Origin of the sequence: Streptomyces griseiscabiei (assembly GCF_020010925.1) — a bacterium.
Taxonomy (GTDB): domain Bacteria; phylum Actinomycetota; class Actinomycetes; order Streptomycetales; family Streptomycetaceae; genus Streptomyces; species Streptomyces griseiscabiei.
Genome location: NZ_JAGJBZ010000001.1, coordinates 1,863,493 through 1,885,588, shown reverse-complemented (window position 1 = coordinate 1,885,588; position 22,096 = coordinate 1,863,493). Strand labels below are relative to the sequence as shown.

General features: G+C 71.6%; 18 protein-coding genes and 1 pseudogene. 10 read left to right on the top strand and 9 right to left on the bottom strand.

Annotated features, from left to right (window positions below):
• The first annotated feature begins 61 nt into the window (after window positions 1-61).
• The 8 genes and pseudogenes from J8M51_RS08275 to J8M51_RS08240 all read left to right on the top strand — a co-directional run.
• Window positions 62-793, top strand: coding sequence for a FadR/GntR family transcriptional regulator (locus J8M51_RS08275; RefSeq protein ID WP_086761616.1), 732 nt, complete (start codon window positions 62-64; stop codon window positions 791-793).
• The gene (locus tag J8M51_RS08270; protein ID WP_086761618.1) at window positions 790-2,235 is read left to right on the top strand and encodes an amino acid permease; all 1,446 of its coding nucleotides are present in this window, start codon (window positions 790-792) and stop codon (window positions 2,233-2,235) included. Before J8M51_RS08275 ends, J8M51_RS08270 begins: the two co-directional genes overlap by 4 nt.
• Entirely contained in the window at window positions 2,235-3,287 is a 1,053-nt protein-coding gene (locus tag J8M51_RS08265) for an asparaginase (protein WP_179203395.1), read from the top strand. The genes J8M51_RS08270 and J8M51_RS08265 overlap by 1 nt, the downstream gene beginning before the upstream one ends.
• Window positions 3,288-3,559: 272 nt before the next feature.
• Entirely contained in the window at window positions 3,560-4,972 is a 1,413-nt protein-coding gene (gene aspA, locus J8M51_RS08260) for an aspartate ammonia-lyase (RefSeq protein WP_216590145.1), read from the top strand.
• Between the two features lie 95 nt (window positions 4,973-5,067).
• Complete coding sequence (locus J8M51_RS08255; protein WP_086761000.1) at window positions 5,068-6,006, top strand: glutaminase; 939 nt, start codon at window positions 5,068-5,070, stop codon at window positions 6,004-6,006.
• Window positions 6,007-6,087: 81 nt separating this feature from the next.
• Window positions 6,088-6,474, top strand: coding sequence for a hypothetical protein (locus J8M51_RS08250; protein WP_086761002.1), 387 nt, complete (start codon window positions 6,088-6,090; stop codon window positions 6,472-6,474).
• A 142-nt stretch (window positions 6,475-6,616) separates the two neighbouring features.
• Complete coding sequence (gene mptB, locus J8M51_RS08245; RefSeq protein ID WP_086761006.1) at window positions 6,617-8,005, top strand: polyprenol phosphomannose-dependent alpha 1,6 mannosyltransferase MptB; 1,389 nt, start codon at window positions 6,617-6,619, stop codon at window positions 8,003-8,005.
• Window positions 8,002-8,907: pseudogene (locus J8M51_RS08240) on the top strand (glycosyltransferase family 87 protein); the annotation flags it as partial. The gene mptB and the pseudogene J8M51_RS08240, both read left to right, overlap by 4 nt.
• A gap of 227 nt (window positions 8,908-9,134) precedes the next feature.
• Here the strand turns inward: J8M51_RS08240 and J8M51_RS08235 are convergent.
• Complete coding sequence (locus J8M51_RS08235; protein ID WP_107473815.1) at window positions 9,135-10,322, bottom strand: D-alanyl-D-alanine carboxypeptidase family protein; 1,188 nt, start codon at window positions 10,320-10,322, stop codon at window positions 9,135-9,137.
• 95 nt (window positions 10,323-10,417) lie between these two features.
• A complete protein-coding gene (rho, locus tag J8M51_RS08230) occupies window positions 10,418-11,560 on the bottom strand; it encodes a transcription termination factor Rho (RefSeq protein ID WP_267299067.1) in 1,143 nt (380 codons plus the stop codon).
• Window positions 11,561-11,911: 351 nt separating this feature from the next.
• Here rho and J8M51_RS08225 point away from each other — a divergent pair, with 351 nt between their 5' ends.
• Window positions 11,912-13,735 carry an alkaline phosphatase family protein gene (locus tag J8M51_RS08225; RefSeq protein ID WP_267299066.1) on the top strand — a complete coding sequence of 608 codons (1,824 nt, stop codon included), beginning with the start codon at window positions 11,912-11,914 and terminating at the stop codon, window positions 13,733-13,735.
• A 59-nt stretch (window positions 13,736-13,794) separates the two neighbouring features.
• Here J8M51_RS08225 and J8M51_RS08220 read toward each other — a convergent pair whose 3' ends face one another.
• Entirely contained in the window at window positions 13,795-15,381 is a 1,587-nt protein-coding gene (locus tag J8M51_RS08220) for an alpha-amylase family glycosyl hydrolase (RefSeq protein WP_267299065.1), read from the bottom strand.
• Window positions 15,382-15,445: 64 nt separating this feature from the next.
• Here J8M51_RS08220 and J8M51_RS08215 point away from each other — a divergent pair, with 64 nt between their 5' ends.
• Window positions 15,446-16,207 (top strand): class I SAM-dependent methyltransferase, encoded by a 762-nt coding sequence (locus tag J8M51_RS08215; protein WP_216590149.1) that lies wholly within the window; start codon window positions 15,446-15,448, stop codon window positions 16,205-16,207.
• 70 nt (window positions 16,208-16,277) lie between these two features.
• Here the strand turns inward: J8M51_RS08215 and J8M51_RS08210 are convergent, their stop codons facing one another.
• The 6 genes from J8M51_RS08210 to J8M51_RS08185 all read right to left on the bottom strand — a co-directional run bounded on the left by J8M51_RS08210 (window position 16,278) and on the right by J8M51_RS08185 (window position 22,092).
• Window positions 16,278-17,084, bottom strand: coding sequence for an alpha/beta fold hydrolase (locus J8M51_RS08210; RefSeq protein ID WP_267299064.1), 807 nt, complete (start codon window positions 17,082-17,084; stop codon window positions 16,278-16,280).
• Between the two features lie 182 nt (window positions 17,085-17,266).
• The gene (locus J8M51_RS08205; protein ID WP_267299063.1) at window positions 17,267-18,427 is read right to left on the bottom strand and encodes a serine hydrolase domain-containing protein; all 1,161 of its coding nucleotides are present in this window, start codon (window positions 18,425-18,427) and stop codon (window positions 17,267-17,269) included.
• Between the two features lie 104 nt (window positions 18,428-18,531).
• Complete coding sequence (locus tag J8M51_RS08200; protein WP_086763213.1) at window positions 18,532-18,960, bottom strand: nuclear transport factor 2 family protein; 429 nt, start codon at window positions 18,958-18,960, stop codon at window positions 18,532-18,534.
• Between the two features lie 14 nt (window positions 18,961-18,974).
• Window positions 18,975-19,943 carry an acetylxylan esterase gene (locus tag J8M51_RS08195; RefSeq protein ID WP_086763215.1) on the bottom strand — a complete coding sequence of 323 codons (969 nt, stop codon included), beginning with the start codon at window positions 19,941-19,943 and terminating at the stop codon, window positions 18,975-18,977.
• Between the two features lie 191 nt (window positions 19,944-20,134).
• Complete coding sequence (locus tag J8M51_RS08190) at window positions 20,135-21,757, bottom strand: solute symporter family protein (protein ID WP_086763218.1); 1,623 nt, start codon at window positions 21,755-21,757, stop codon at window positions 20,135-20,137.
• Window positions 21,751-22,092 (bottom strand): DUF485 domain-containing protein, encoded by a 342-nt coding sequence (locus J8M51_RS08185; protein ID WP_216869714.1) that lies wholly within the window; start codon window positions 22,090-22,092, stop codon window positions 21,751-21,753. The genes J8M51_RS08190 and J8M51_RS08185 overlap by 7 nt, the downstream gene beginning before the upstream one ends.
• Window positions 22,093-22,096: the final 4 nt, after the last annotated feature.

The following is a 22,096-nucleotide window of genomic DNA, read 5'->3' as shown; positions in this document are numbered from 1 at the left end:
CTCGAAGATCGAATCAGTGACCTCTTGACAGCCCCCTCCCGTCACCCGCAGGATCACCCCCGTGAACCTGTCAGACAGCCAGACAGGTGGCTCGGCACCCCGGCGCGTCAGCGCCATGGAAGCGGTGCTCACCCACCTCCGCGACGCCATCGAACGCGGCAAGTACGCCATCGGGGACAAGCTCCCCTCGGAGGCGGAGCTGTGCCGGCAGCTCGAAGTGAGCCGTCCGGTGCTCCGTGAGGCACTGCGCGCGCTCCAGGTGATGGGCCTGACCCAGTCCCGTACCGGCAAGGGCACCTTCGTCATCGCGAACGCCGTCGAGGACCCCACCTTCGGCGACTACGCGGCGAGCGACCTGCTGGAGGTGCGCCGGCATGTGGAGATCCCGGTCGCCGGGTACGCGGCGGCGCGCCGCACCCCGGAGAACCTGGACCATCTGGCCCACCTCCTGGAGCGGATGGAGCGGGAGACCGACACCACCGCCTGGGTCGCGATGGACACCCTCTTCCACCTGGCCGTGGCCGAGGCCGCCCAGAACCCGGTGTTCCGCCGGGTGATCGAGGAGATCCGGGACGCGCTGGCCCGCCAGTCGACGTTCCTCAACCAGCTGGGCGGCCGGCGCGAGCAGTCCAACCGCGAGCACCGGGCCATCGTCGAGGCGCTGATCGACGGTTCCGAACACGACGCGGTGGAGGCCATGTCCCACCACCTCGACCGCGTCGAGACCACCCTCACCGACATCGTGCGTTCCCCGCGCACGGACAGGACCACGGAAGGCGGACCCGAGGCGTGAGCGAGCAGTCCCTCGAAAAAGACGTCGAGCCCGGCGGGAAAGCCGTCCACGTCGACGCCGGAGACGCCGGCTACAGCAAGTCCCTGAAGTCCCGCCACGTCAACATGATCGCCATCGGCGGCGCGATCGGCACCGGCCTCTTCCTCGGCGCCGGCGGCCGGCTCGTCGACGCCGGCCCGTCCCTGTTCATCGCGTACGCGGTCTGCGGAGTCTTCGCCTTCCTGGTCGTCCGCGCCCTCGGCGAACTCGTCCTCTACCGGCCCTCGTCCGGTGCCTTCGTGTCCTACGCCCGGGAGTTCCTCGGCGAGAAGGGCGCGTACACGGCCGGCTGGATGTACTTCCTGAACTGGGCCACCACCGGGATCGCCGACATCACCGCGGTCGCCGTCTACACCCACTACTGGGGGATGTTCTCCGACGTCCCGCAGTGGGTGATCGCGCTGGTCGCGCTCGCCGTCGTCCTCTCCGTGAACCTGATCTCGGTGAAGATGTTCGGCGAACTGGAGTTCTGGTTCGCGATCATCAAGGTCGGCGCGCTGGTCCTGTTCATGTGTATCGGCATCTGGCTGCTCGTCACCCAGCAGCCGGTCGACGGCCACACCCCCGGCCCGGCCCTGATCACCGACAACGGCGGCCTGTTCCCCAACGGCATGCTGCCCATGCTGCTGATCATCCAGGGCGTCGTCTTCGCCTACGCCTCCGTCGAACTGGTCGGCGTCGCCGCCGGTGAGACCGAGAACCCCGAGAAGATCATGCCGAAGGCGATCAACTCGATCATGTGGCGCGTCGGTCTGTTCTACGTCGGCTCCGTGATCCTGCTGTCGATGCTGCTGCCCTGGTCCTCGTACAAGGCGGGCGAGAGCCCCTTCGTCACCGTGCTCTCCAACATCGGCATCCCGGCGGCCGGCGGCATCATGAACCTGGTCGTGCTCACCGCGGCCATGTCCTCGCTCAACTCGGGCCTGTACTCCACCGGCCGCATCCTGCGCTCCATGGCGATGGCCGGCTCCGCCCCGAAGTTCACCGGGGTGATGAGCCGCAGCCAGGTCCCCTACGGTGGCATCCTGCTCACCAGCGGCATCTGCGTCCTCGGCGTCGGACTGAACTTCGTGGTCCCGGCCTCGGCGTTCGAGATCGTGCTCAACTTCGCCGCCATCGGCATCATCGCCACCTGGGGCATGATCATGATCTGTCACCTGCTGTTCTGGCAGAAGACCGAGCGCGGCGAACTGACCCGCCCGAGCTACCGGCTCCCCGGCTCCCCCTGGACCGAGCTGGTCACCCTGTTCTTCCTGGCCTCGGTGCTGGTCCTGATGTACCTGGACGGCGGCGTCGGCCGCACCACCGTGCTGTGCCTCCCCCTGATCGTGCTGGCGCTGGTCCTCGGCTGGTTCGGCGTACGACGCCGGGTCGCCGAGGGGCCGGCCGGAATGAAGAAGTGATGCGGACAGTGACGAACGACCCCACGACCACCGGCGGCGCGGCGATCCCAGTGCCTCCGGTGGCCGCGGCCCCCGCGATCCGGGAACCGCTCCACGCCCCCGTCGCCCACCTCGTACGCGGAGGTGTCATCGAGGGCATCCACTACGGCTCCGTCGTGGTGCTGGGGGCCGACGGGGAGGTGGAACTCCAACTCGGCGACATCGAGGCGGCGTTCTACCCCCGGTCGGCGCTCAAACCGGTCCAGGCCGTGGCGATGCTGCGCGCCGGGCTGCCCCTGGACGGCGACCTGCTGTCCCTGGCCGCGGCCAGCCACTCCGGCGAGGAACGCCACCTCGCCGGAGCCCGGCGGATCCTGGAACTGGCCGGGGCGAGCGAGGACGACCTGCGCAACGTCCCCGACATGCCGTACGACCCGGCCGTCCGCGACACCTGGATACGCGAGGGGAGGCAGCCCTCCCGTCTCGCGCAGAACTGCTCCGGCAAGCACGCGGCCATGCTGTACACCTGCAAGGTCAACGGCTGGTCCCTGGACGACTACCTCGACCCGGCCCACCCCCTGCAGCAGGCCATCGCCGAGATCGTCGAGGACCTCACCGGGCAGGCCATCGCCCAGGTGACCGTCGACGGCTGCGGCGCCCCCCTCTTCTCCGTCTCCCTGCACGGCCTGGCCCGAGCCCTCGCCCGGATCGCCACCGCCGCCGAGGGCACCCCCGAGCGCACCTTCGCCGACGCCCTGCGCGACCACGCCGAGATGGCCTCCGGCGCGGGGCGCGATGTCGCCGAGCTGATGCGGGCCGTGCCGGGGCTGCTCACCAAGGACGGCTTCGAGGGCGTCCAGGTCGCCGCGCTCCCCGACGGGCGCACGGTCGCCGTGAAGATCGCCGACGGGGCGAACCGGGCGCGGGTGCCGGTGTGTGCGGCCGCGCTCGCCCGCGCGGGGGTCCCGCGGGAGGCTCTCGCCGAGTTCTCGGGTGAGGTGTTGCTCGGCGGTGGACTGGCTGTCGGCCGGGTCGGTGCGGTGCGGGCGCTGGATCCGTTGCGTCTGCCCTGACGGGGGGCGGGTTGTCCGGTGCGGGTCCGGTGGGGCTTCTCGCGCAGTTCCCCGCGCCCCTGAAAAGCAGGGGCTGCGCCCCGTGCTCTTTCCCCGCCGCCCGCCGCCCGCCCGCCTTTCGGACCCGCCGGGCCTGGCTTTTCAGGCCCGCAGGGGCCTGGTCTTTCAGGGGCGCGGGGAACTGCGCGAGAAGCCCCACCGGACCGCACCCGACAACGCACCCCACCCACCACCAACCCACCCGCACCTCACCAGGAAGGGCCCACCTCACCATGCCCGCCGCAGACACCCGCAGCGAACACGATCTGCTCGGGGACCGTGACGTCCCCGCCGACGCGTACTGGGGCGTCCACACCCTGCGCGCCACGGAGAACTTCCCCATCACGGGCACCCCGATCTCCGCCTACCCCCATCTGATCGACGCGCTGGCCGCCGTCAAGGAGGCCGCCGCCCGCGCCAACGAGGAACTCGGCCTGCTCGCCCCGGAGAAGGCCGCCGCGATCATCGCCGCCTGCCGGGAGATCCGCGACGGCAAGCTGCACGACCAGTTCGTCGTGGACGTGATCCAGGGAGGTGCGGGCACCTCCACCAACATGAACGCCAACGAGGTCATCGCGAACCGCGCGCTGGAGCTGCTGGGCCACGCCAAGGGTGAGTACGCGCACCTGCACCCCAACGAGGACGTCAACCTGGGGCAGTCCACCAACGACGTCTACCCGACCGCCGTCAAGATCGCCACGGTCTTCGCGGTGCATGGACTGCTCAAGGCGATGGCGGTCCTCCAGGACTCGTTCGCCCGCAAGGCCGTCGAGTTCCGCGAGGTGCTCAAGATGGGCCGTACACAGTTGCAGGACGCGGTCCCCATGACGCTCGGTCAAGAGTTCTCCGCATTCGCCGTCATGATTGACGAGGACCGGAGCCGTCTTGACGAGGCCGTCAAGTTGATCCATGAGATCAACCTCGGCGCCACCGCCATCGGCACCGGCCTCAACGCCCCCGTCGGCTACGCCGAGTCGGCCCGCCGCCACCTCGCGGAGATCACGGGACTGCCGCTGGTCACCGCCGCGAACCTGGTCGAGGCCACCCAGGACTGCGGTGCGTTCGTGCAGATGTCGGGCGTCCTCAAGCGGATCGCCGTCAAGCTCTCCAAGAGCTGCAACGACCTGCGGCTGCTGTCCTCCGGGCCGCGCGCGGGTCTCAACGAGATCAACCTGCCGCCCGTGCAGGCCGGTTCGTCGATCATGCCCGGCAAGGTCAACCCGGTGATTCCCGAGGTCGTCAACCAGGTCGCCTTCGAGGTCATCGGCAACGACGTCACCATCACCATGGCCGCCGAGGCCGGACAGCTCCAGCTCAACGCCTTCGAGCCGATCATCCTGCACTCCCTGTCGGAGTCGATCACCCACCTCCGCGCGGCCTGCCTCACCCTGGCCGAGCGCTGTGTCGACGGCATCACCGCCAACGAGGACGAACTGCGCGCCGCCGTGGAGAACTCCATCGGCCTGGTCACCGCCCTCAACCCGTACATCGGCTACACGGCGGCCACCGACATCGCCAAGGAGGCCCTCGCCACCGGCCGGGGCGTCGCCGAACTCGTCCAGGAGAAGGGCCTGCTGCCCGCCGAACGGCTCAAGGAACTGCTGCGGCCCGAGGTGCTCGCGGGCAGCGGCGCGCCCCTCGCCTGACGCACCCCGGGCCCGACGGGCTCACGGTCCCGAAACGGCCCGGGACCGGCCCAGGACCGGCCCAGGACCGGCCCCGAACCGGCACGGAAGGCACAATGGTGATCATGACAACGACGTCGTCCCTCGCCTTCCAGCCGGTCCTGGACCGCATCGCTGAGGAGATCGGGCGGACCCCGGGCCGCGGCCGTCCCGCCGACTACATCCCGGCGCTCGCGGCGCGCGACCCGCGCAGCTTCGGCATGGCCGTCGCGGAACTGGACGGCACGGTGTACGGCGTGGGGGACTGGCGGGAGCCGTTCTCCACACAGTCCATCACCAAGGTCTTCACCCTCGCGCTCGATCTGGCGCGTGAGGGTGACGAACTCTGGGAGCACGTGGGCCGCGAGCCCTCCGGCAACCCCTTCAACTCCCTGGTGCAGCTGGAGTACGAGAACGGCATCCCGCGCAATCCGTTCATCAACGCCGGCGCCCTCGTCGTCACCGACCGCCTCCACACCCGTAGCGGCGACGCGGCCGGTGAACTGCTGGCGTTCCTGCGGGCGGAGAGCGGCAACCCCGGCCTGGACTTCGACCCGGAGATCGCCGCCTCCGAGTCCGCCCACGGCGCCCGGAACGCCGCTCTCGCCCACTTCATGGCGTCGTACGGCAACATCGACAACCCGGTGCCGGACCTCCTCGACCAGTACTTCCGGCAGTGCTCGCTCACCGCGTCCTGCGCCGATCTCGCGCTGGCGACCGGCTTCCTGGCCCGGCACGGCGTCCGCGCCGACGGCGGGCGTCTGCTGACCCGCAGCCAGGCGAAGCAGGTCAACGCGGTGATGCTCACCTGTGGCACGTACGACGCGGCCGGTGAGTTCGCCTACCGCGTGGGCCTGCCCGGCAAGAGCGGGGTGGGCGGCGGCATCATCGCGGTCGTACCCGGCCGGTGCACGCTCTGCGTCTGGAGCCCGGGGCTGGACGAGCGGGGCAACTCGGTGGCGGGGGTGGCCGCCCTGGACCGGTTCACCACGCTCACCGGGCTGTCGATTTTCTGACTTATTCCGTACTTGTGCGGTGATACGGGGACAAGTGCCATCCTGGCGGCGGAAGTCCACTCCCAGGATTGTGTGGCACACATGCAGAAGAGGCTCGCTGTCATCGGCACGACCGTCGCCGCCGTCGCCGCCACCACGCTGGCCACGGCCCCCACGGCGTCGGCCGACTCCTACAACGGATGCGCCTATCCCCGCGTCTGCTTCTATCTCACCTCGTCCGACTGGAACAGCGCCCGTCCCACGGCCGCCTACCAGGACGTCACGGCCGACTTCCAGAATCTCGGCCCCCACAGCAACGGCGCGGACTGGGTGGCCAACACCCGCAACGACGACCGGGCCTACGTCCGGTACACCGTCAACAGCACCGGCGCGATCGAGTACCTCTGTCTCGCGCCCAACACCCATGTCAACTTCACCGCGGACTACACCGTGACCGGGATCAGGATCGACACCGCCGCCACCTGCTGAGCGAGACCAGGAAGAACCGCGCGAACCCCGCCGTCCGCACCGGACGGCGGGGTTCGCTCATGGTCATGTCCTGGTACCCGACCGGAGGGCGGTACGTCGCCTTCCCGCCACCCGGCGTTGACACGCTGACCGAGTGTTGGCCATCGCTTTCCCCGTCGACCTCCGCCGCTGCCAGGCGCTCGGCCTGGCCGGATCCGCCTTTCTCGCCCTGGGAGGTGAGACCGCCGGTGCCCTGCCGGTCCGGGAACTGCTGTCCCCGACCTCCGGACGCGGCGCCCTGGGCCTGGTCGGCGTCTACTTCGGTGTCGTCCTGCTGATAGCGGCCTGGGCCCTGCTGGGGAAGGTGATACGCGGCCCGGAGCCCCCGACGCCCCGCGCCCTGCTCCTCGTCCTGGCGGTCTGGGCGGCACCCCTGCTGCTCGCGCCCCCGCTGTTCAGCCGGGACGTCTACAGCTACCTCGCCCAGGGCGCCATGGTCGACGCGCACATGGACGTCTACCTCCACGGCCCGGCCCGGCTCGGCGGCCCGCTCGCCGACGAGGTCGCCCCGATGTGGCGGCACACGGCCACCCCGTACGGCCCGGTCTTCCTCGCCATGGCCTCCGGGCTCTCCGGGCTGACGGAGGGACGGATACCGGCGGGGCTCATCGGGATGCGGCTGATCGCCCTGCTCGGGGTCGCCCTGATGGCCGTGGCACTGCCCCGGCTCGCCCGGCACAGCGGAGCCGACCCGGCCGTCGCCCTCTGGCTCGGCGCCCTCAACCCGCTGGTGCTGCTGCACCTGGTGGCCGGCGCCCACAACGACGCGCTGATGCTGGGCCTGCTGGGCGTCGGGCTGGTGCTCGCCCGGGGCCGCCGATACCCCCTCGGCGTCGTCCTCGTCACCCTCGCCGCCCTGGTCAAGGCCCCGGCCGCGCTGGGCCTGCTGGCGCTGGTCGTGATGCGCGGCCGTACCGGACGGATCCGCACGACCGCGGTCTGTCTGGCCGTCGCGGCGACCACCACGGCGGCCGTCACCGCCCTCGCCGGCACCGGATACGGCTGGATCGCCGCCCTGCGCACCCCCGTCTCCCCGCAGAACTGGTCACCCACCAGCGTCCTCGGCCGCGCCACCGGCACCCTCCTGCACGACCTCGGCAGCGACCTCGCCCCCCTCGCCCTCCCGGCCTGGCGGGCGGCCGGACTCCTGCTGACCGGTGCCGTCGTCCTGTACATATGGCTGCGGCTGAGACCCGGCCCGGTGTACGCGCTCGGCCTCAGCCTGGCCGTCGTGGCGGCGCTGGGCCCCGCGATCCGCCCCTGGTACGCCCTGTGGGGCCTGTTCCTGATCGCGGCAGCCGCCCGGGACACCTCCGTGCAGCACCGGGTCGCCGCCGCCAGCGCGGTGCTCGCGCTCGCCGTCCTGCCGAGCGGCTACCCGGCGGACACCGAACAGCTCGTCCTCGCGGTGTGCGGGGGCGTCCTCGCGGTGGTCGTGCTCTGGCAGGCCGAACAGGCCTCCCGGGCACCGGTCCTGGAGAGGACGGCATGAGCGGACCCCGCCCGAGGTGGTTCCGGCCGCGCACCGACCGCGCCCGTCTCCTTCTCGTCCTCACCCTGGCCACCGCCGTCACCGTGTTCACCGCGACGGTCCCGCTGCTGCGCGACTTCTTCGACCTGCGCGTCTACCACGGCACCATCGACACCTGGGTCCACCACGACGGCCGTGTCTACGACTATCTGGTCCCCGGCACGACCTACGGCTTCACCTATCCGCCGTTCGCGGCCGTCTCCATGCTGCCGATGGCACTGGTCGGGATGCGCACCGCCATCGTGCTCTGCCTGGCGCTCAACCTCGCGGCGCTCGCGGCCGTGCTGCACGTACTGGCCGGACCGCTGCTGCGCCGCCACGGCTGGTTCGGTGTCTCCCTGGCCCTCTGCGCGCTCGCCCTGTTCGAACCGCTGCGCGACACCTTCAGCTTCGGCCAGGTGAACCTGCTGCTGCTCGCCCTGGTGCTCGCCGACGCCCGGCTGCTCGCCACCGGCGGAGGCCGCTGGGCGGGGGTGGGCATCGGCCTGGCGGCGGCCGTCAAACTGACGCCCGCGATCTTCATCGGGATGCTGCTGCTCGCCCGGCGGTGGCGGGCCGCCGGGCTCGCGACGGCCGTCGCCACGGCCGCCACCGCGGCGGCGGCCTGGATCGCCCCGGCCGCCTCCCGCTTCTACTGGACCGAGGCGCTGTGGGACACCAGCCGCATCGGCCGCCTCGACTATGTCTCCAACCAGTCGCTGCAGGGCGTCCTAGCCCGGCTCGTGGCACCGCACGAACCCAGCCGCTCCGTCTGGGCCCTGCTGGTCCTGGCCGTGCTGTGCGTCTGGGCCTGGCGGGTCCGGGCGGCGGCGCGCGCCGAGGACTGGGCGGTGGCGTTCGCCCTGACCGGGCTGACCGCGTGTCTGGTCAGCCCGATCACCTGGGTGCACCATCTGGTCTGGCTGCTGCCGTCCTTCGCCGTTCTGCTGAGACACCGCCGGCTGCTGCCGCTCGCGGCGGCGCTGTACGCGCTGCTGTGCAGCAGTGTCGTCTGGCTGTGGTTCGACGGCGCGTCCGGTGTCGGCGGCTTCGTCGGCAGCAACACCTATGTGTGGATCACGCTCGGTCTGCTGCTGTGGCTGCCGGTCGGTCAGCCGCGCGCGAACCGGCCGTTCCTGAACCGCAGCGTCAGCGCCACGGCCACCGCGCCGAACCCGGCGGCGCCCGTGATCGCGCCCGCCACCGGCCAGCCGGGGGCGGTGGCCTCGGGCGTCCGCGCGCCGACGGCCGGCGACCCGGGGGCGGCGGCCTGAGGGGCCGCCGCCGGGCGCGGCGGCAGCAGCGAGCCCACGGCGTCCACCCGCCCGGCGGCCCGGAAACCCCAGTCGAGCAGGGAGCGCGCCTCCTCGTACACGGCGTGGCCACCGCCCGAGGGGCGCATCACCGTCACGACGAGGGTGCGCCCTTCCCGCTTCGCGGCGGCGATCAGGGTGTTGCCCGCGTTGCTGGTGTAGCCGTTCTTGACCCCGATCAGCCCCGGATAGCGCTCGACCCCGGCGCCGGTGAGCAGCCGGTTGGTGTTCTGGATGCCGTACGACCAGCCGCCCGCCGGGAACTTCGCGGTGGCCGTGGCGCAGTACCCGGCGAACTCCGCGTTGCGCAGCCCGGCCCGCCCGAACACCGCCAGGTCGTACGCGGACGACACCTGGCCGGGCGCGTCGTACCCGTCGGGCGAGACGACATGGGTGTCCCGGGCGCCCAGGGCGCGGGCCTTGTCCTGCATCTGCTCGGTGGTGGCCTTCCAGCCGCCGTTGAGGGAGGCCAGAACGCGTACGGCGTCGTTGCCCGAGCTGAGGAAGACGCCGCGCCACAGGTCGGCGACGCTGTACGTGCGGTTCTCCTGCACACCGACCAGGCTGCTCCCGGCGCCGATCCCGGCCAGTTCCTCGGCCTTCACGGTGTGCTTCAGGCCCGCCGGGAGGCCCGGCAGCACGGTGAGCGCGAACAGGGTCTTCAGGGTGCTCGCCGGCGGCAGCTTGCGATGGGAGTCGTGTGCGGCGAGCACCGCCCCGCTGCCGGCGTCGGCCACCAGCCACGACACCGCCGAGAGGTCCTGCGGCACCCGGGGCGCCCCGGCCCGTGGCCGTACCTGGGTCCCCGGCCGGTACAGCGACGACGGCTGCCGTAGGGCCTTGGCGTCCTGCGGGCCCGCCGCGATCCGGGGGCCGGTGGCTTGCGGGTTCGTCGCGACGGCCAGTGCCCCGAGCGCGCAGACGGCGGAGCAGCAGACGGCGACCCGGGCAAGACGAGGCACGCGGAATGAGAATCCGATGGTCATATCGCAAACGTAGGAACGGTCGTGCCGTGGACCAGGGTGCCAGGGCCGAGCGAGCGGATCGAGCACCCGGATGCCTCATGGCGTGCCGTCCGGTGTCACGCCGACGGCAGCGTGGGCCGCGTCTGCCGCAGGAAGGCGGCGTTGTCCGGGGTGGCGCGCAGCCGCTCCAGGAGCGTCTCCAGGTTCGCCTGCCCCTCGCGCTGGAGCAGGGCCCGGCGCAGCCCCCGTACGGTCGTCAACTCGCCCGGAGTCAGCAGGAGTTCCTCGCGGCGGGTGCCGGAGGGGGTGATGTCGACGGCGGGGAAGACCCGCTTGTCGGCGAGGGCGCGGTCCAGCCGGAGTTCCATGTTGCCGGTGCCCTTCAGCTCCTCGAAGAAGAAGTTGTCGGCACGGGACCCGGTCTCCACCAGGGCCGTGGCCAGGATGGTGAGGGAGCCCGCCTCCTCGGTCTGCCGGGCGGCGCCGAAGAGCCGCTTGGGGCCCTGCAGCGCGGCGGCGTCGACCCCGCCGCTGAGGGTGCGGCCGCCGGACGCGGCCGCGTTGTTGTGGGCCCGGCACAGCCGGGTCAGGGAGTCCAGCAGGATCACGACGTCCTCGCCCTGTTCGACGAGCCGCTTGGCGCGCTCGACGACGAGTTCGGCGAGCGCGATGTGCTGCTTGGGGGACCGGTCGAACGTCGAGGCGTACACCTCGCCCCGCACGGAGCGCCGCATGTCGGTCACCTCCTCGGGCCGTTCGTCGAGCAGTACCACCATGAGGTGCGCCTCGGGGTGGTTGGCGGCGACCGCGGCGGCCACCTGCTGGAGCAGCACGGTCTTGCCGGTCTTCGGCGGGGCCACGATCAGCCCGCGCTGGCCCTTGCCGACGGGGGCCACGAGGTCGACCAGACGGCCCGTCAGACCGCTCGCCGGGTGTTCGAGGCGCAGCCGCGTCCGCGGGTGCAGCGGGGTGAGGTCACGGAAGTGCGGGCGGTCGCGCAGCTCTTGGGGCGTGCGGCCGTTGATCCGCTCGACCTCGGTGAGGGCGCGCCGGGCGTCACGGACGCCCTCGATCGTGTCGCCCTTGCGCAGGCCGTACCGGCGGATCAGCGCGGCGGGGACCTGGGGGTCGGAGGGGGTGGGCAGTCCGCGCTCGACGCGCAGGTGTCCCTGCCCGCCCTGCGCGATCTCCAGGACACCGGTGACCCGGGCCGGAGGCTGCCGGTCTGTGGAAGTGCGTTCGAGTGTGGTGGTGGTCATGAGCTGGGGGTCCTTTCGAGGACGTGGGAGAAACGCGAAGAAGGGGAGGGGAAGGCACGCGTCCATGGGGCGGCCCGTGGGGGCTCGCGGACGGTGCGGGAAAGCTGACGGCCGGTCGGAGCCCGACGGGCGGTTCAGCGGAAGAGACCTCGGAAGTCGAGGCTGGGAGAGAGCGGCACCGGCGCCCGAGAAGGGGCGATACACACGTGCCAAGGCCAATGTACCACCATCGGCGGCCGACCGTTGGGGGATTCCTTACCGATGGCTTACCCGTGGTCGTTGAACTGATCTCGCGAGCCCCCCGTACAGATGGGCGCACCGCCAGCGGTCTTCGTACGGAAGGAACGTCGCGTGTCGCTCTTCACGCGCTCCAGCACACCACCCGACACGGACGAGACGAGCAAGGAGCCGACCGAGGAGGCCGCTACCCCGGTCCGCCGATGGCGGCGGTACCGGACGGCGATCCAGCGGTACCGCACGGCCCTCCGGGAGAAGTACCCGGTCGCCGCGCGGAGCGTGTCGTGGGGGATCACCGCACTCGCCGCCGCCCTGGTGTTCTTCGCCCTGCTCATGCCGGGCCAGCCCGAGTACTTCGTCGTCCGGCAGTTCCTGCGGCTGCCCGTGGAGCCGATCCTCGCCGCCGCCCTGCTGATGGCACTGCCCCGCCGGCCGCGGCTGATCGCGGCGGTCGTCATCGGGGTGGGCCTGGCCGCCCTGGTCGTCGTGAAGTCGCTGGACATCGGCTTCAACCAATTCCTCGGCCGCGGCTTCAACGTGGTCCTCGACTGGGGACTCCTGGACGACGCCGAGTCGTACGTCAAGGACACCCTCGGTGCCACGGGCGCGCGGGTCGCCGTGGTCGGCCTGGTGTTCCTGGTGGCGCTGGTGTTCGTCGTCATGTCCCTGGCGGTGGTACGGCTGGTGAACCTGCTGGTCCGCCACCGGGACCGGGCGACCCGGGGCACGATCGTCGCCGGCGCCGTGTGGATCACCTGTGCGGCGCTCGGTCTGACGCCCCTGGAGAACACGGCGTTCGCCTCCCGGAACACCATCGGTTTCGTGCAGGACCGCTGGGGCCGGATCCAGGAGACGCTGCGGGACGAGGCCGCGTTCGCCCAGGAGGCCAAGAAGGACAGGTTCGCCGACGTGCCCGGCGATCAGCTGCTGACCGGGCTGCGCGGCAAGGACGTCATGATCGCCTTCATCGAGAGCTACGGCCGCGCCGCCCTGGAGGACCCGGCCATCGCGCCCGGCGTGGACGCCGCGCTCGACGAGGAGGGCGAGGCGCTGACCGAGGCCGGGTTCGCGGCGAAGAGCGGCTGGCTGACCTCCGCGACGTACGGCGGCAGCAGCTGGCTCGGCCACTCCACGTTCCTGACCGGCCTGTGGATCGACAACCAGAGCCGCTACCGCACGGTCACCGCCGGCGAACGCCTCACCCTGCCCGGCGCCTTCGCCAAGACGGACGCCTGGCGCACGGTCGGGGTCGTGCCCGGCGTCCAGTACAACTGGCCCGAGGGCGACTTCTACGGCTTCGACAAGGTCTACGACTCCCGCGATGTCGGCTACCAGGGGCCCAAGTTCAGCTGGTCGACCATGCCCGACCAGTACGCCCTCACCGCGTTCGAGCGTCTGGAGGCCGCCAAGAAGGGCGGCAAACCGCTGATGTCGGAGATCATCCTGACCTCCAGCCACCAGCCGTGGGCGCCGCTGCCGAAGATGGTCGGCTGGGACGAGGTCGGCGACGGCTCGGTCTACAAGGACATCGAGAAGGCGGGCAAGGACCCGGCCGATGTGTTCACCGACCCCGTCAAGGTCAAGGAGGAGTACGGCAAGTCCGTCCAGTACTCGGTGCACAGCCTGCTGCAGTACGTGCGGAAGTACGGCGACGAGAACACCGTGCTGGTCTTCCTGGGCGACCACCAGCCCATGGCGAGCGTCAGCGGCAACGGCGCGAGTCATGACGTACCGGTCACCATCGTCGCCCACGACCCGAAGGTCCTCGACCGGATCGACGACTGGGGCTGGTCGGACGGACTGCGGCCCGGTGACGACGCCCCGGTCTGGCGCATGGACTCCTTCCGCGACCGGTTCCTCACCGCGTACGGCGAGGAGCCGAACGCGGCCGGTTCGCCGAAGCCGACGCCGAAGCCGGAGTCGAAGTCGAAGCCGTAGCGGTCCGCGGCGCGGGGGTGGATGCCCGGCACGGGGTTGCGGGCATCCACCCCCGACGGCTACCCGTCCAGCTGGAAGATCCCGTACCCGAAGCCCCGCGCGGTGACCGTGCCGTCCGTGATCTCCACGCCCTGCCCCTCCACCTGGTGCCCGACGGCGGATGCGTACGGCCACCGCACCTCGTTCCGCTGGGGGTTGACCACCACCAGATACCGTCCGCCCCGTAGGTACACGAACGGGTGGCCCAGGTGCAGCACCTCCGTCGAGCCGCCGGAGCCCAGCTCGGGGGAGCGCCTGCGCAGGGCGACGAGACGGCGTACGAGGTGGAGGAGCGAGCTGTCGTCGGCACGTTGGGCGGCGACGGTCGGGCGGTCGGGGGAGGGGTCGAGGGGGAGGTAGAGGCGGCCGGGGTCCGCGGTGGAGAAGCCCGCGTTCGGGGTGCCGTCCCACTGCATGGGGGTGCGGGAGCCCGCGCGGTTGTAGCGGGGGCCGAGGACGCTGCCCTCCTTGTCGGGCAGGTCCGGGACGTAGCGCATGCCGATCTCGTCGCCGTAGTAGATCGCCGGGAGCGTCGGCCAGGTCAGCTGGAAGGCGAAGGCGGCGGGGAGCTGGTCGGCCGTACGGGGGCCGCAGTTGAGGCGGGAGAAGTCGTGGTTGGCGGTGGGCAGGGAGATGACGCCCGTACCGTCCACGGCGGTGGACGCCTGCCGCCAGGCCTCGACGAAGGGACGCGGTGAGCCGGTGCCGTCGGCGTCGAAGAAGCAGTCGAGGGGGTCCCAGTTCTCGTGGACCGTGCCTGTGCCGTTGTTCCACAGCGAGCGCAGGGCGAGGCCGTCGGTGGGGCCGCCGAAGTGGAGGAAGAAGTCGGCGTGGAACCCCGCCGGGATCGACACCTCCGGCTCACCCCACTCGGCGAGCAGCACGGCGTCCGGGTGGGCGCTGTCCAGCCAGTGCCGCAGCTCCCTCCAGACACGGGTGGTCCCGGCCTTGTCCGGGTCGTCCTTGACGAGCGACGCGGCCATGTCGACACGGAAGCCGGACAGACCGAGACGCAGCCAGTGGTCCATGACCGTACGCAGGGCGCGGCGGTTGGCGCGCGGGCCGTCGGCGTCGACCGGCAGCCGCCACGGCTCGTCCGGATTCCCGCGCGCGTAGCCGAAGTTGAGGGCGGGCTGCGAGTCGAAGAAGTTGGGGAGGTAGGCCCCCGGGCGGGTGCCGGGGGAGTCCACGAACCCCTCGGGGCGGCCCTCCGCCGTCCAGATGTAGCGGTGGTCGTCCGGGTCGTCGGCGGAGGCCCGGAACCACGGGTGGTCCACGGAGGTGTGCCCGGCGACGAGGTCCAGCAGGATCCGGATGCCCCGGCGGCCCGCCTCCTCGACCAGCGCCGCCAGGTCGGCGTCGGAGCCGTAGCGCGGGGCGACGGTCAGATAGTCGGCGACGTCGTACCCGGCGTCACGGAACGGCGAGACGAAGCACGGGTTGAGCCAGACGGTGTCGACGCCCAGCCAGGACAGATGGTCGAGGTGGTCGGTGATCCCGGCGAAGTCCCCGATGCCGTCCCCGTCGGAGTCGGCGAAGGACTGCGGATAGATCTGGTAGAAGACGGCGTCGGCCAGCCAGGTCGGGGCGGGACGGAACGAAGTCATGCCCCGGACGATAGGGGAGGGTCCGTCCCCGCCGCTGCCCCGAGCCAGGGCCTAAGCTGACCGGATGTTCACCCCGCAAGGCCCCAGCCTCCGCGAACTCGCCGTTCAGGCGCTCTCCTCCGTCGAACACGGCTACGACCTGCTCGCGCCCAAGTTCGACCACACCCCGTTCCGTACGCCGGACTCGATCCTGGAGGCGGTCGAGGCGGCGCTGGCGTCGATGGGCCCGTTCGAGCACGGCCTCGACCTCTGCTGCGGTACCGGGGCAGGGATGGAGGTGCTGCGCGAGGTCTGCCGGGAGAGCGTCACCGGTGTCGACATCAGCGCCGGGATGCTGGCGGTGGGCCGGGAGCGGCTGGGCTCCGGCACCACCGCGGGATCACCGGACGCGGGAGCCCCCGGCGGCCCCCGGGTCTCCTGGGTGCGCGGCGACGCCCTCGCCCTGCCCTTCGCCTCCGCCTTCGACCTGGTGGTCAGCTTCGGCGCGTTCGGGCACTTCGTGCCGGAGCAGTTGCCGGGCCTGTTCTCCGAGGCGCACTCCGCGCTGCGGCCCGGCGGTCGGTTCGCGTTCCCGCTGCCGGCGCCCGCCCCGCCCCGCTCCCCCTGGTACTGGGCGGCCCTGGGCTTCGACACGGCGATGCGGGTGCGCAACGCGGTCTGGCGGCCGCCGTTCGTCATGTACTACCGGCCGTTCCGCCTCGGCGTCGTACGGCCGGAGCTGGAACGCGCCGGTTTCGAGGTGGAGTTGCACGCGCTGCCCGAGTTCGGGCGGCGGCCCGACGGCAGCCCGCGCTGCCGGATGGTGGTGGCCACCCGCAAGGGCTGACCGGGCGTCACCGCGGCACCGCACGGGGCGTGACCGCCGGGCCCGGGGAGCGCGGGCCCGGCGGTACGCGTCAACGAGTGGACCGCGCCGCCGACTTGATCAGCGCGGCCACCTTGTCCGGGTGGGACATCATCACCACGTGCGAGGAGTTGACCTCGACGGTGTGCGAGCCCGCCCGCTTCGCCTGGAACCTCTCCAGCGCGGGGGAGATCGTCTTGTCCTTCTTGGCGACCATGGACCACGACGGGATCGTGCGCCACGCCGCCGCCTGGGCGGTGGAGCCGAACGCCGCCAGGCTGACCGGGCGTTGGGACACCGCCAGCACCGAGGTCTGCGAACGCGGCAGATCGCCGGCGAACACCTCGTGGAACTTGTCGGGTTTGATCGCCACGTCGGTGTGCCCGGCCCCGTCCGGCAGCCCCTCCAGCGCCGGAAGCAGTTCGGAACCCGGGAAGCGCTCCGCCAGTTCGCTCAGCAGCTCACCCTTGTCGGGCATGAAGGCCGCCACGTACACCAGGGCCTTCACCTCGGGCACGGACGCGGCGGCCTCGGTGATGACGGCACCGCCGTAGGAGTGCCCGACGACGACCTTCGGGCCGTCGATCGTGCCGAGGAGCCCGGCGATGTACCCGGCGTCCGACTGCAGGCCCCGCAGCGGGTTGGCCGGGGCGACGACCGGATAGCCCGCCGCTTTCAGCCGTGAGACCACTTCGGACCAGCCCGAGGCGTCCGCGAACGCGCCGTGCACCAGGACGACCGTGGGCTTCGGTGTCGTCCGGTCGGCCGAGGGGGCGGCGGCCGACGGGATGACCGTGGCGGTGAGCACGCCGACCGTGACGGCGGCGCCGAGAATCAGAGGACGGTGATGTCTGCGCATGCGTGTGTCAGCTCCAGACGAAGTCGGGAAGTCGGCATCGACGGACCGCTGTTCGCTTCACTCGGATGTCGAAGAACCGCTGATCGCTCTGGAGCCGATACTGACACCGGATTCGGTGCGGGAGTGGACTGAGAGTGCACTCCCGCTCACCGCACGCGCCGTGCGGCGCGAGCGCACCGCCCTCACAGCGCGCCGTACAGTGCCTCCACCAGGGCCGTCTTGCGCGGGTCGTCGGCGATGTGGGGGCCCATCCGGTTCATGACGTAGCCGAGGGAGACACCGGCCTCCGGGTCGGCGAGGCCGCAGGAACCGCCGTAGCCGTCGTGACCGAAGGCCCGGGAATTCGGCCCGTACGAGCCGTGCGGGCCGCTCAGCCACAGGCCGAGCCCGATCTCGGTGTCCCGCCCGAACCCGGCGCCGAGCACCAGGTCCCGGCAGGCGCCCTGCCCCTCGCGGACCCGCTCGGCGGCCTCCGGCGACAGCACCTCCCGCCCGCCCCAGCTGCCGCGCAGCGCGAGGATCCCGTACAGCGCGGCGACCGCGCGGGCGGTGCCGTGGCCGTTCGCGGCCGGCACCTCGGCGGCCCGCCACGCGGGGCTGTTGGCCTCGGCCGCCCCCACCAGCGGGTTGGCGAGGGCGGAGAGTGCGGTGGGCGTCAACTGGGCGAAAATCGCGGCCTGTTCGCTGGTCGAGGCGGCCGGCGGATGCACCAGCTCGGCCACCCGCCCCGCCTCCGCCTCCGGCAGCCCGATCGTGAAGTCGATGCCGAGCGGCCCGGCGATCTCACGCGCCAGGAACGCGCCGGGCAGCAGCCCCGACACCCGCCGGACCACCTCCCCGACGAGGAAACCGAACGTCATCGCGTGGTACCCGGACTGGGTGCCCGGCTCCCACCAGGGCTCCTGCGCCGCGAGCCGTTTGACGGTCAGCTCCCAGTCCAGCAGTTGTTCGAAGGAGAGCGGCTCACGCGGCCCGGCGAGCCCCGACCGGTGCGACAGCAGATGCCGGACGCGTACGTCCTCCTTGCCGGCCGCCGCGAACTCCGGCCAGTACGCGGCCACCGGGGCGTCCAGGTCGAGCAGACCCCGGTCGACGAGGACGTGCGCGCACAGCGCGGTCGCCCCCTTGGTCGTCGACCACACGTTGACCACGGTGTCCCGCTCCCAGGGGCGGGTCCGCGCCGCGTCGGCCCAGCCGCCCCACAGGTCGACCACGGTCTCCCCGCCCAGCGTCACCGTGACCGCGGCCCCCAGCTCCTCACGGGCGCCGAAGTTCTCCTCGAACGCGTCGCGCACGGCCTCGAACCGCGCCTCGCAGTGACCCCGCACCTCAGTCTGGGACATGAACCCTCCGTGGTCCGCCGCCGTGCGCCGGGACGAGGGCCGCCCGGCCCTCCTGAACGTACCGACTGGTCGGACAGGAGGGAAGCCGTCGGGCGGAACCGCGCCTACCGCTCCTGCCGGCGCGGATCGCGGAGCAGGAACATCGGCCGGGCCGGGTGCGTGTGGACCGGGACCAGGTGCCAGTAGTCCCGGGTCTCCACGGCCAGGCCGTCCGTGTCGAACCGGACGAAGACACAGCCCGCGAGGGTCTGCGGGTCCTCGTGGAACTCCGACATCACCCGGAACTCGGCGACGGCCAGGCCGTCCTGACCGACCATCGGCTCCGAGAACAGCACCTCGTTCACCCGCTCGTCGGTGAACGACCAGCGCAGATACGCGGCGAGCTGCTCATGCCCCCGGTGCGGCTCCCGGAAGGGTGTCGAGCGGTGCACGCAGTCCGGCGCGTACAACTCCAGGAGCGCGTCGACGTCATGGGCGGCCCAGGCCCGCTGCCACACCTGTACGAACCGTCGCGCCGCCTCGGCCGTGTCCATGGTGTCCGGTCCCCTCAGAGCTGTGCGGCGAGCCAGCGCAGCTTGACCGCCTCCTGGAAGGGGCCGCCGCCCTCGTGGTCGTTGAAGTCGTAGACCTCGATGCGCTTGTTGCCCTCGGCCCAGGCGTTGAAGGCCGCGAAGACCGTGGAGGGCGGGCAGGTCTGGTCCTCCAGCGCCGCCGAGAACAGGGCGGCGGCCCGGCCGCGCGCGGCGAAGTGCACACCGTCGAAGTAGGCGAGGGTCCGCCCGACCTGCTCGGTCCGGCCGCGGTGGGTCTTGAGGTACTTGCCGATCTCGCGGTACGGATCGCGGTCGGTGATCGTCGTGGAGCGGGGGAAGTCGCACAGGAACGGCACATCGGGCGCGACCGCCACCAGGTCGGGGACGAGTCCGCCGACCGCGATGGAGATACCGCCGCCCTGGCTGGAGCCGACCACGGCCGTGCGCGCGGCGTCGGTGCGCGGATGCGAGCGGGCGGCCTCCACCGCGCGGACGGCGTCGGTGTAGACCCGGCGGTAGTAGTAGTTCTCGGGGGCGTCGATGCCCCGGGTCATGAAGCCGGGGAAGGCGGGTGCGCCCGCCACCGGGTCGGGGGTGTCGCCGCCTCCGCCCCAGGCGCTGCCCTGGCCCCGGGTGTCCATCACGAAGTGCGCGTAACCGGCGGAGGCCCACAGCAGATGGGTGTGGGACAGGCCGCGACCGCCGCCGTAGCCGATGAACTCCACGACGGTGGGCAGGGGTTCGGCCGCCCGGGCCGGGAGGACCAGCCAGCCCTTGACCGGGTGGCCGCCGAACCCGGAGTAGGTGACGTCGTACACCTCGACCGTCGTCAGAGGGGTCTCGACCGGCTCGAAACGGGCGTCGAGGTCGTGCTCGCGTGCCTCCTGGAGCGTCTTCGCCCAGAAGGCGTCGAAGTCCTCGGGCTCCGTTGAAGCGCTTCGATAACCACGGAGCTCGTCCAAGGGCAGGTCGAACAGGGCCATGAAGGACCACCTTTGAGTGCGGAAGTGCTGACGGCTGCTGAGGTGTTGACGGCTGCTGAGGTGCTGATCGACGTCCGCGGTGCGGATGATCACACCGTACGTGGGGCGTCGCGGGCCCGCCAAGGGTCTTTTTCCGGTCCCGCGACGCCCCGCGGTTTACCTCGGGCCGGTCCGCCGTCCGGCCCCGGGCCTCACTTCCGGTCGGCCCCGACCAGGGCCCGGACCTCGAAGTCCTCGTACGCGCCCGCCTCCTGCGGAGGGCCGAACCGGGAGCCGAGCGCGCCCAGCAGGAAGCCCGCCGGGATCGAGACGATGCCCGGGTTCTGCAGCGGGAACCACGCGAAGTCGGCGTCGGGGTAGACCGAACCGGGAGTGGAGGAGACGACCGGCGAGAACAGCACGAGCAGCACCGAGACGGCCAGTCCGCCGTACAGGCTGAGGAGCGCGCCGCGGGCGGTGAACCCGCGCCAGAACAGGCTGTAGACGATGGTGGGCAGGATGGCGGACGCGGCGATCGCGAAGGCCAGGAACGCCAGGGTGGCGGTGTTGGTGCCCCATGCGAGCAGGGCGAACATCATGCTGAGGACGCCCAGGACCACCGCGGCGATCCGGGCGACGCCCAGCTCCTGGGTCTGCCTCGCCTTCCCCTTGCGGATGACCTCGCCGTAGAGGTCGTGGGCGACGGACGAGGCGGCGGCGAGCATCAGCCCGGCGGCGACGGCGAGCAGGGTGACGAAGGCCAGGGCCGAGACGATCGCCGTCAGCACCTCGCCGCCGAGTTCATGGGCGAGCAGCAGCACGGCCGCGTCGCCCTTGTGGTCGATGTCGGAGATGGTGTCCCGGCCGACCAGGGCGGTGGCGCCGAGGCCCAGCACGCCGGCCATCAGGCACACGAACCCGACCAGGCCCACGGCCCACACCACCGAGGCGCGCAGCACCCGGGTCCTGCGGGGCGCGAACATCCGCATCATCACGTGGGGGAGCGCGGCGAGGCCGAGCACGATGGCCAGTTGCAGACTGAAGAAGTCGATCTTGCTGATGGGGCCTGCCCCGTAGCGCAGGCCCGGCTGGAGGTACTCGTCGCCCAGCCCGCTGCCCTCGGTCGCGGAGGCCAGGAGCCCGTCGACGTTCCAGTTGAAGCGGTTCAGCACGAGGACCGCGACCACCGTGACCCCGGCGACGAGCATCACGGCCTTGACCACCTGGATGAAGGTGGCTCCCGGCATACCGCCGATGGCCGCGTAGATGGTCACGATCGTCCCGATGATGATCACGACCATGGTCCGGGTGGTCGGGCCGGGTTCGCCCACGAACTGGGTCATCAGCGCGATGCTGCCGACCAGTTGGGCCACCAGATAGAGGGTGCACACGGAGAGCGTGCAGACGGCGAGCGCCAGCCGGACCTGCCGCTGCCGCAGCGGCATCCGCCGGGCCAGGGCGTCGCCGAGGGTGAAGGTGGCGGAGTTGCGCAGGGGTTCGGCGATCAGCAGCAGCACCATCATCCAGGCGACGACCGTGCCGCCGAGGTAGAGCAGACCGTCGTACCCGGTGAGGGCGACGAGGCCGGTGCTGCCGAGCAGGGTCGCGGCCGAGAGGTAGTCGCCGCACATGGCGAGGCCGTTGCGCAGCGGCGACATGTCCCGGTTGCCGAGGTAGAACTCGCCGATCTCGTCCCGCTGCGGTGCCGTGAGCAGTGCGGTGAACAGGGTGATCACGACGACGGACAGGAACAGTACGAAGGTCAGCCGCAGACTGAACGCGTCGGCCACACTCGCGGAGAAGGTCACGGAGGCGGATGCGGGGGCGGTCACCATGCGCGGAACCGCCGTCCGGCCGGCACCCGGGGCCGCTCGGCCTCCTGCTCGTCCAGCAGGGAGCGGAGCCTGCGGACGACCGGGTCGACGGTGCGGCGCATGTGCCGGACGTAGAGGAACGCGGTCACACCCATGACGGCGAACTGCGCGAGACCGAGCGCCAGTCCCAGCGTGAGATGTCCGATCAATCGCTGATTCATTACGTCCGGCACGAAACTCGAAAGGAGGACGTACGTCAGGAATCCACCGACGGACAATGCCGTCGCCCATATTCCGAATCTGCGATATGCGGTGCTTGTCGAACGGAATTCAGGGTGTGCGTGGATGGCGTGCAAGGAC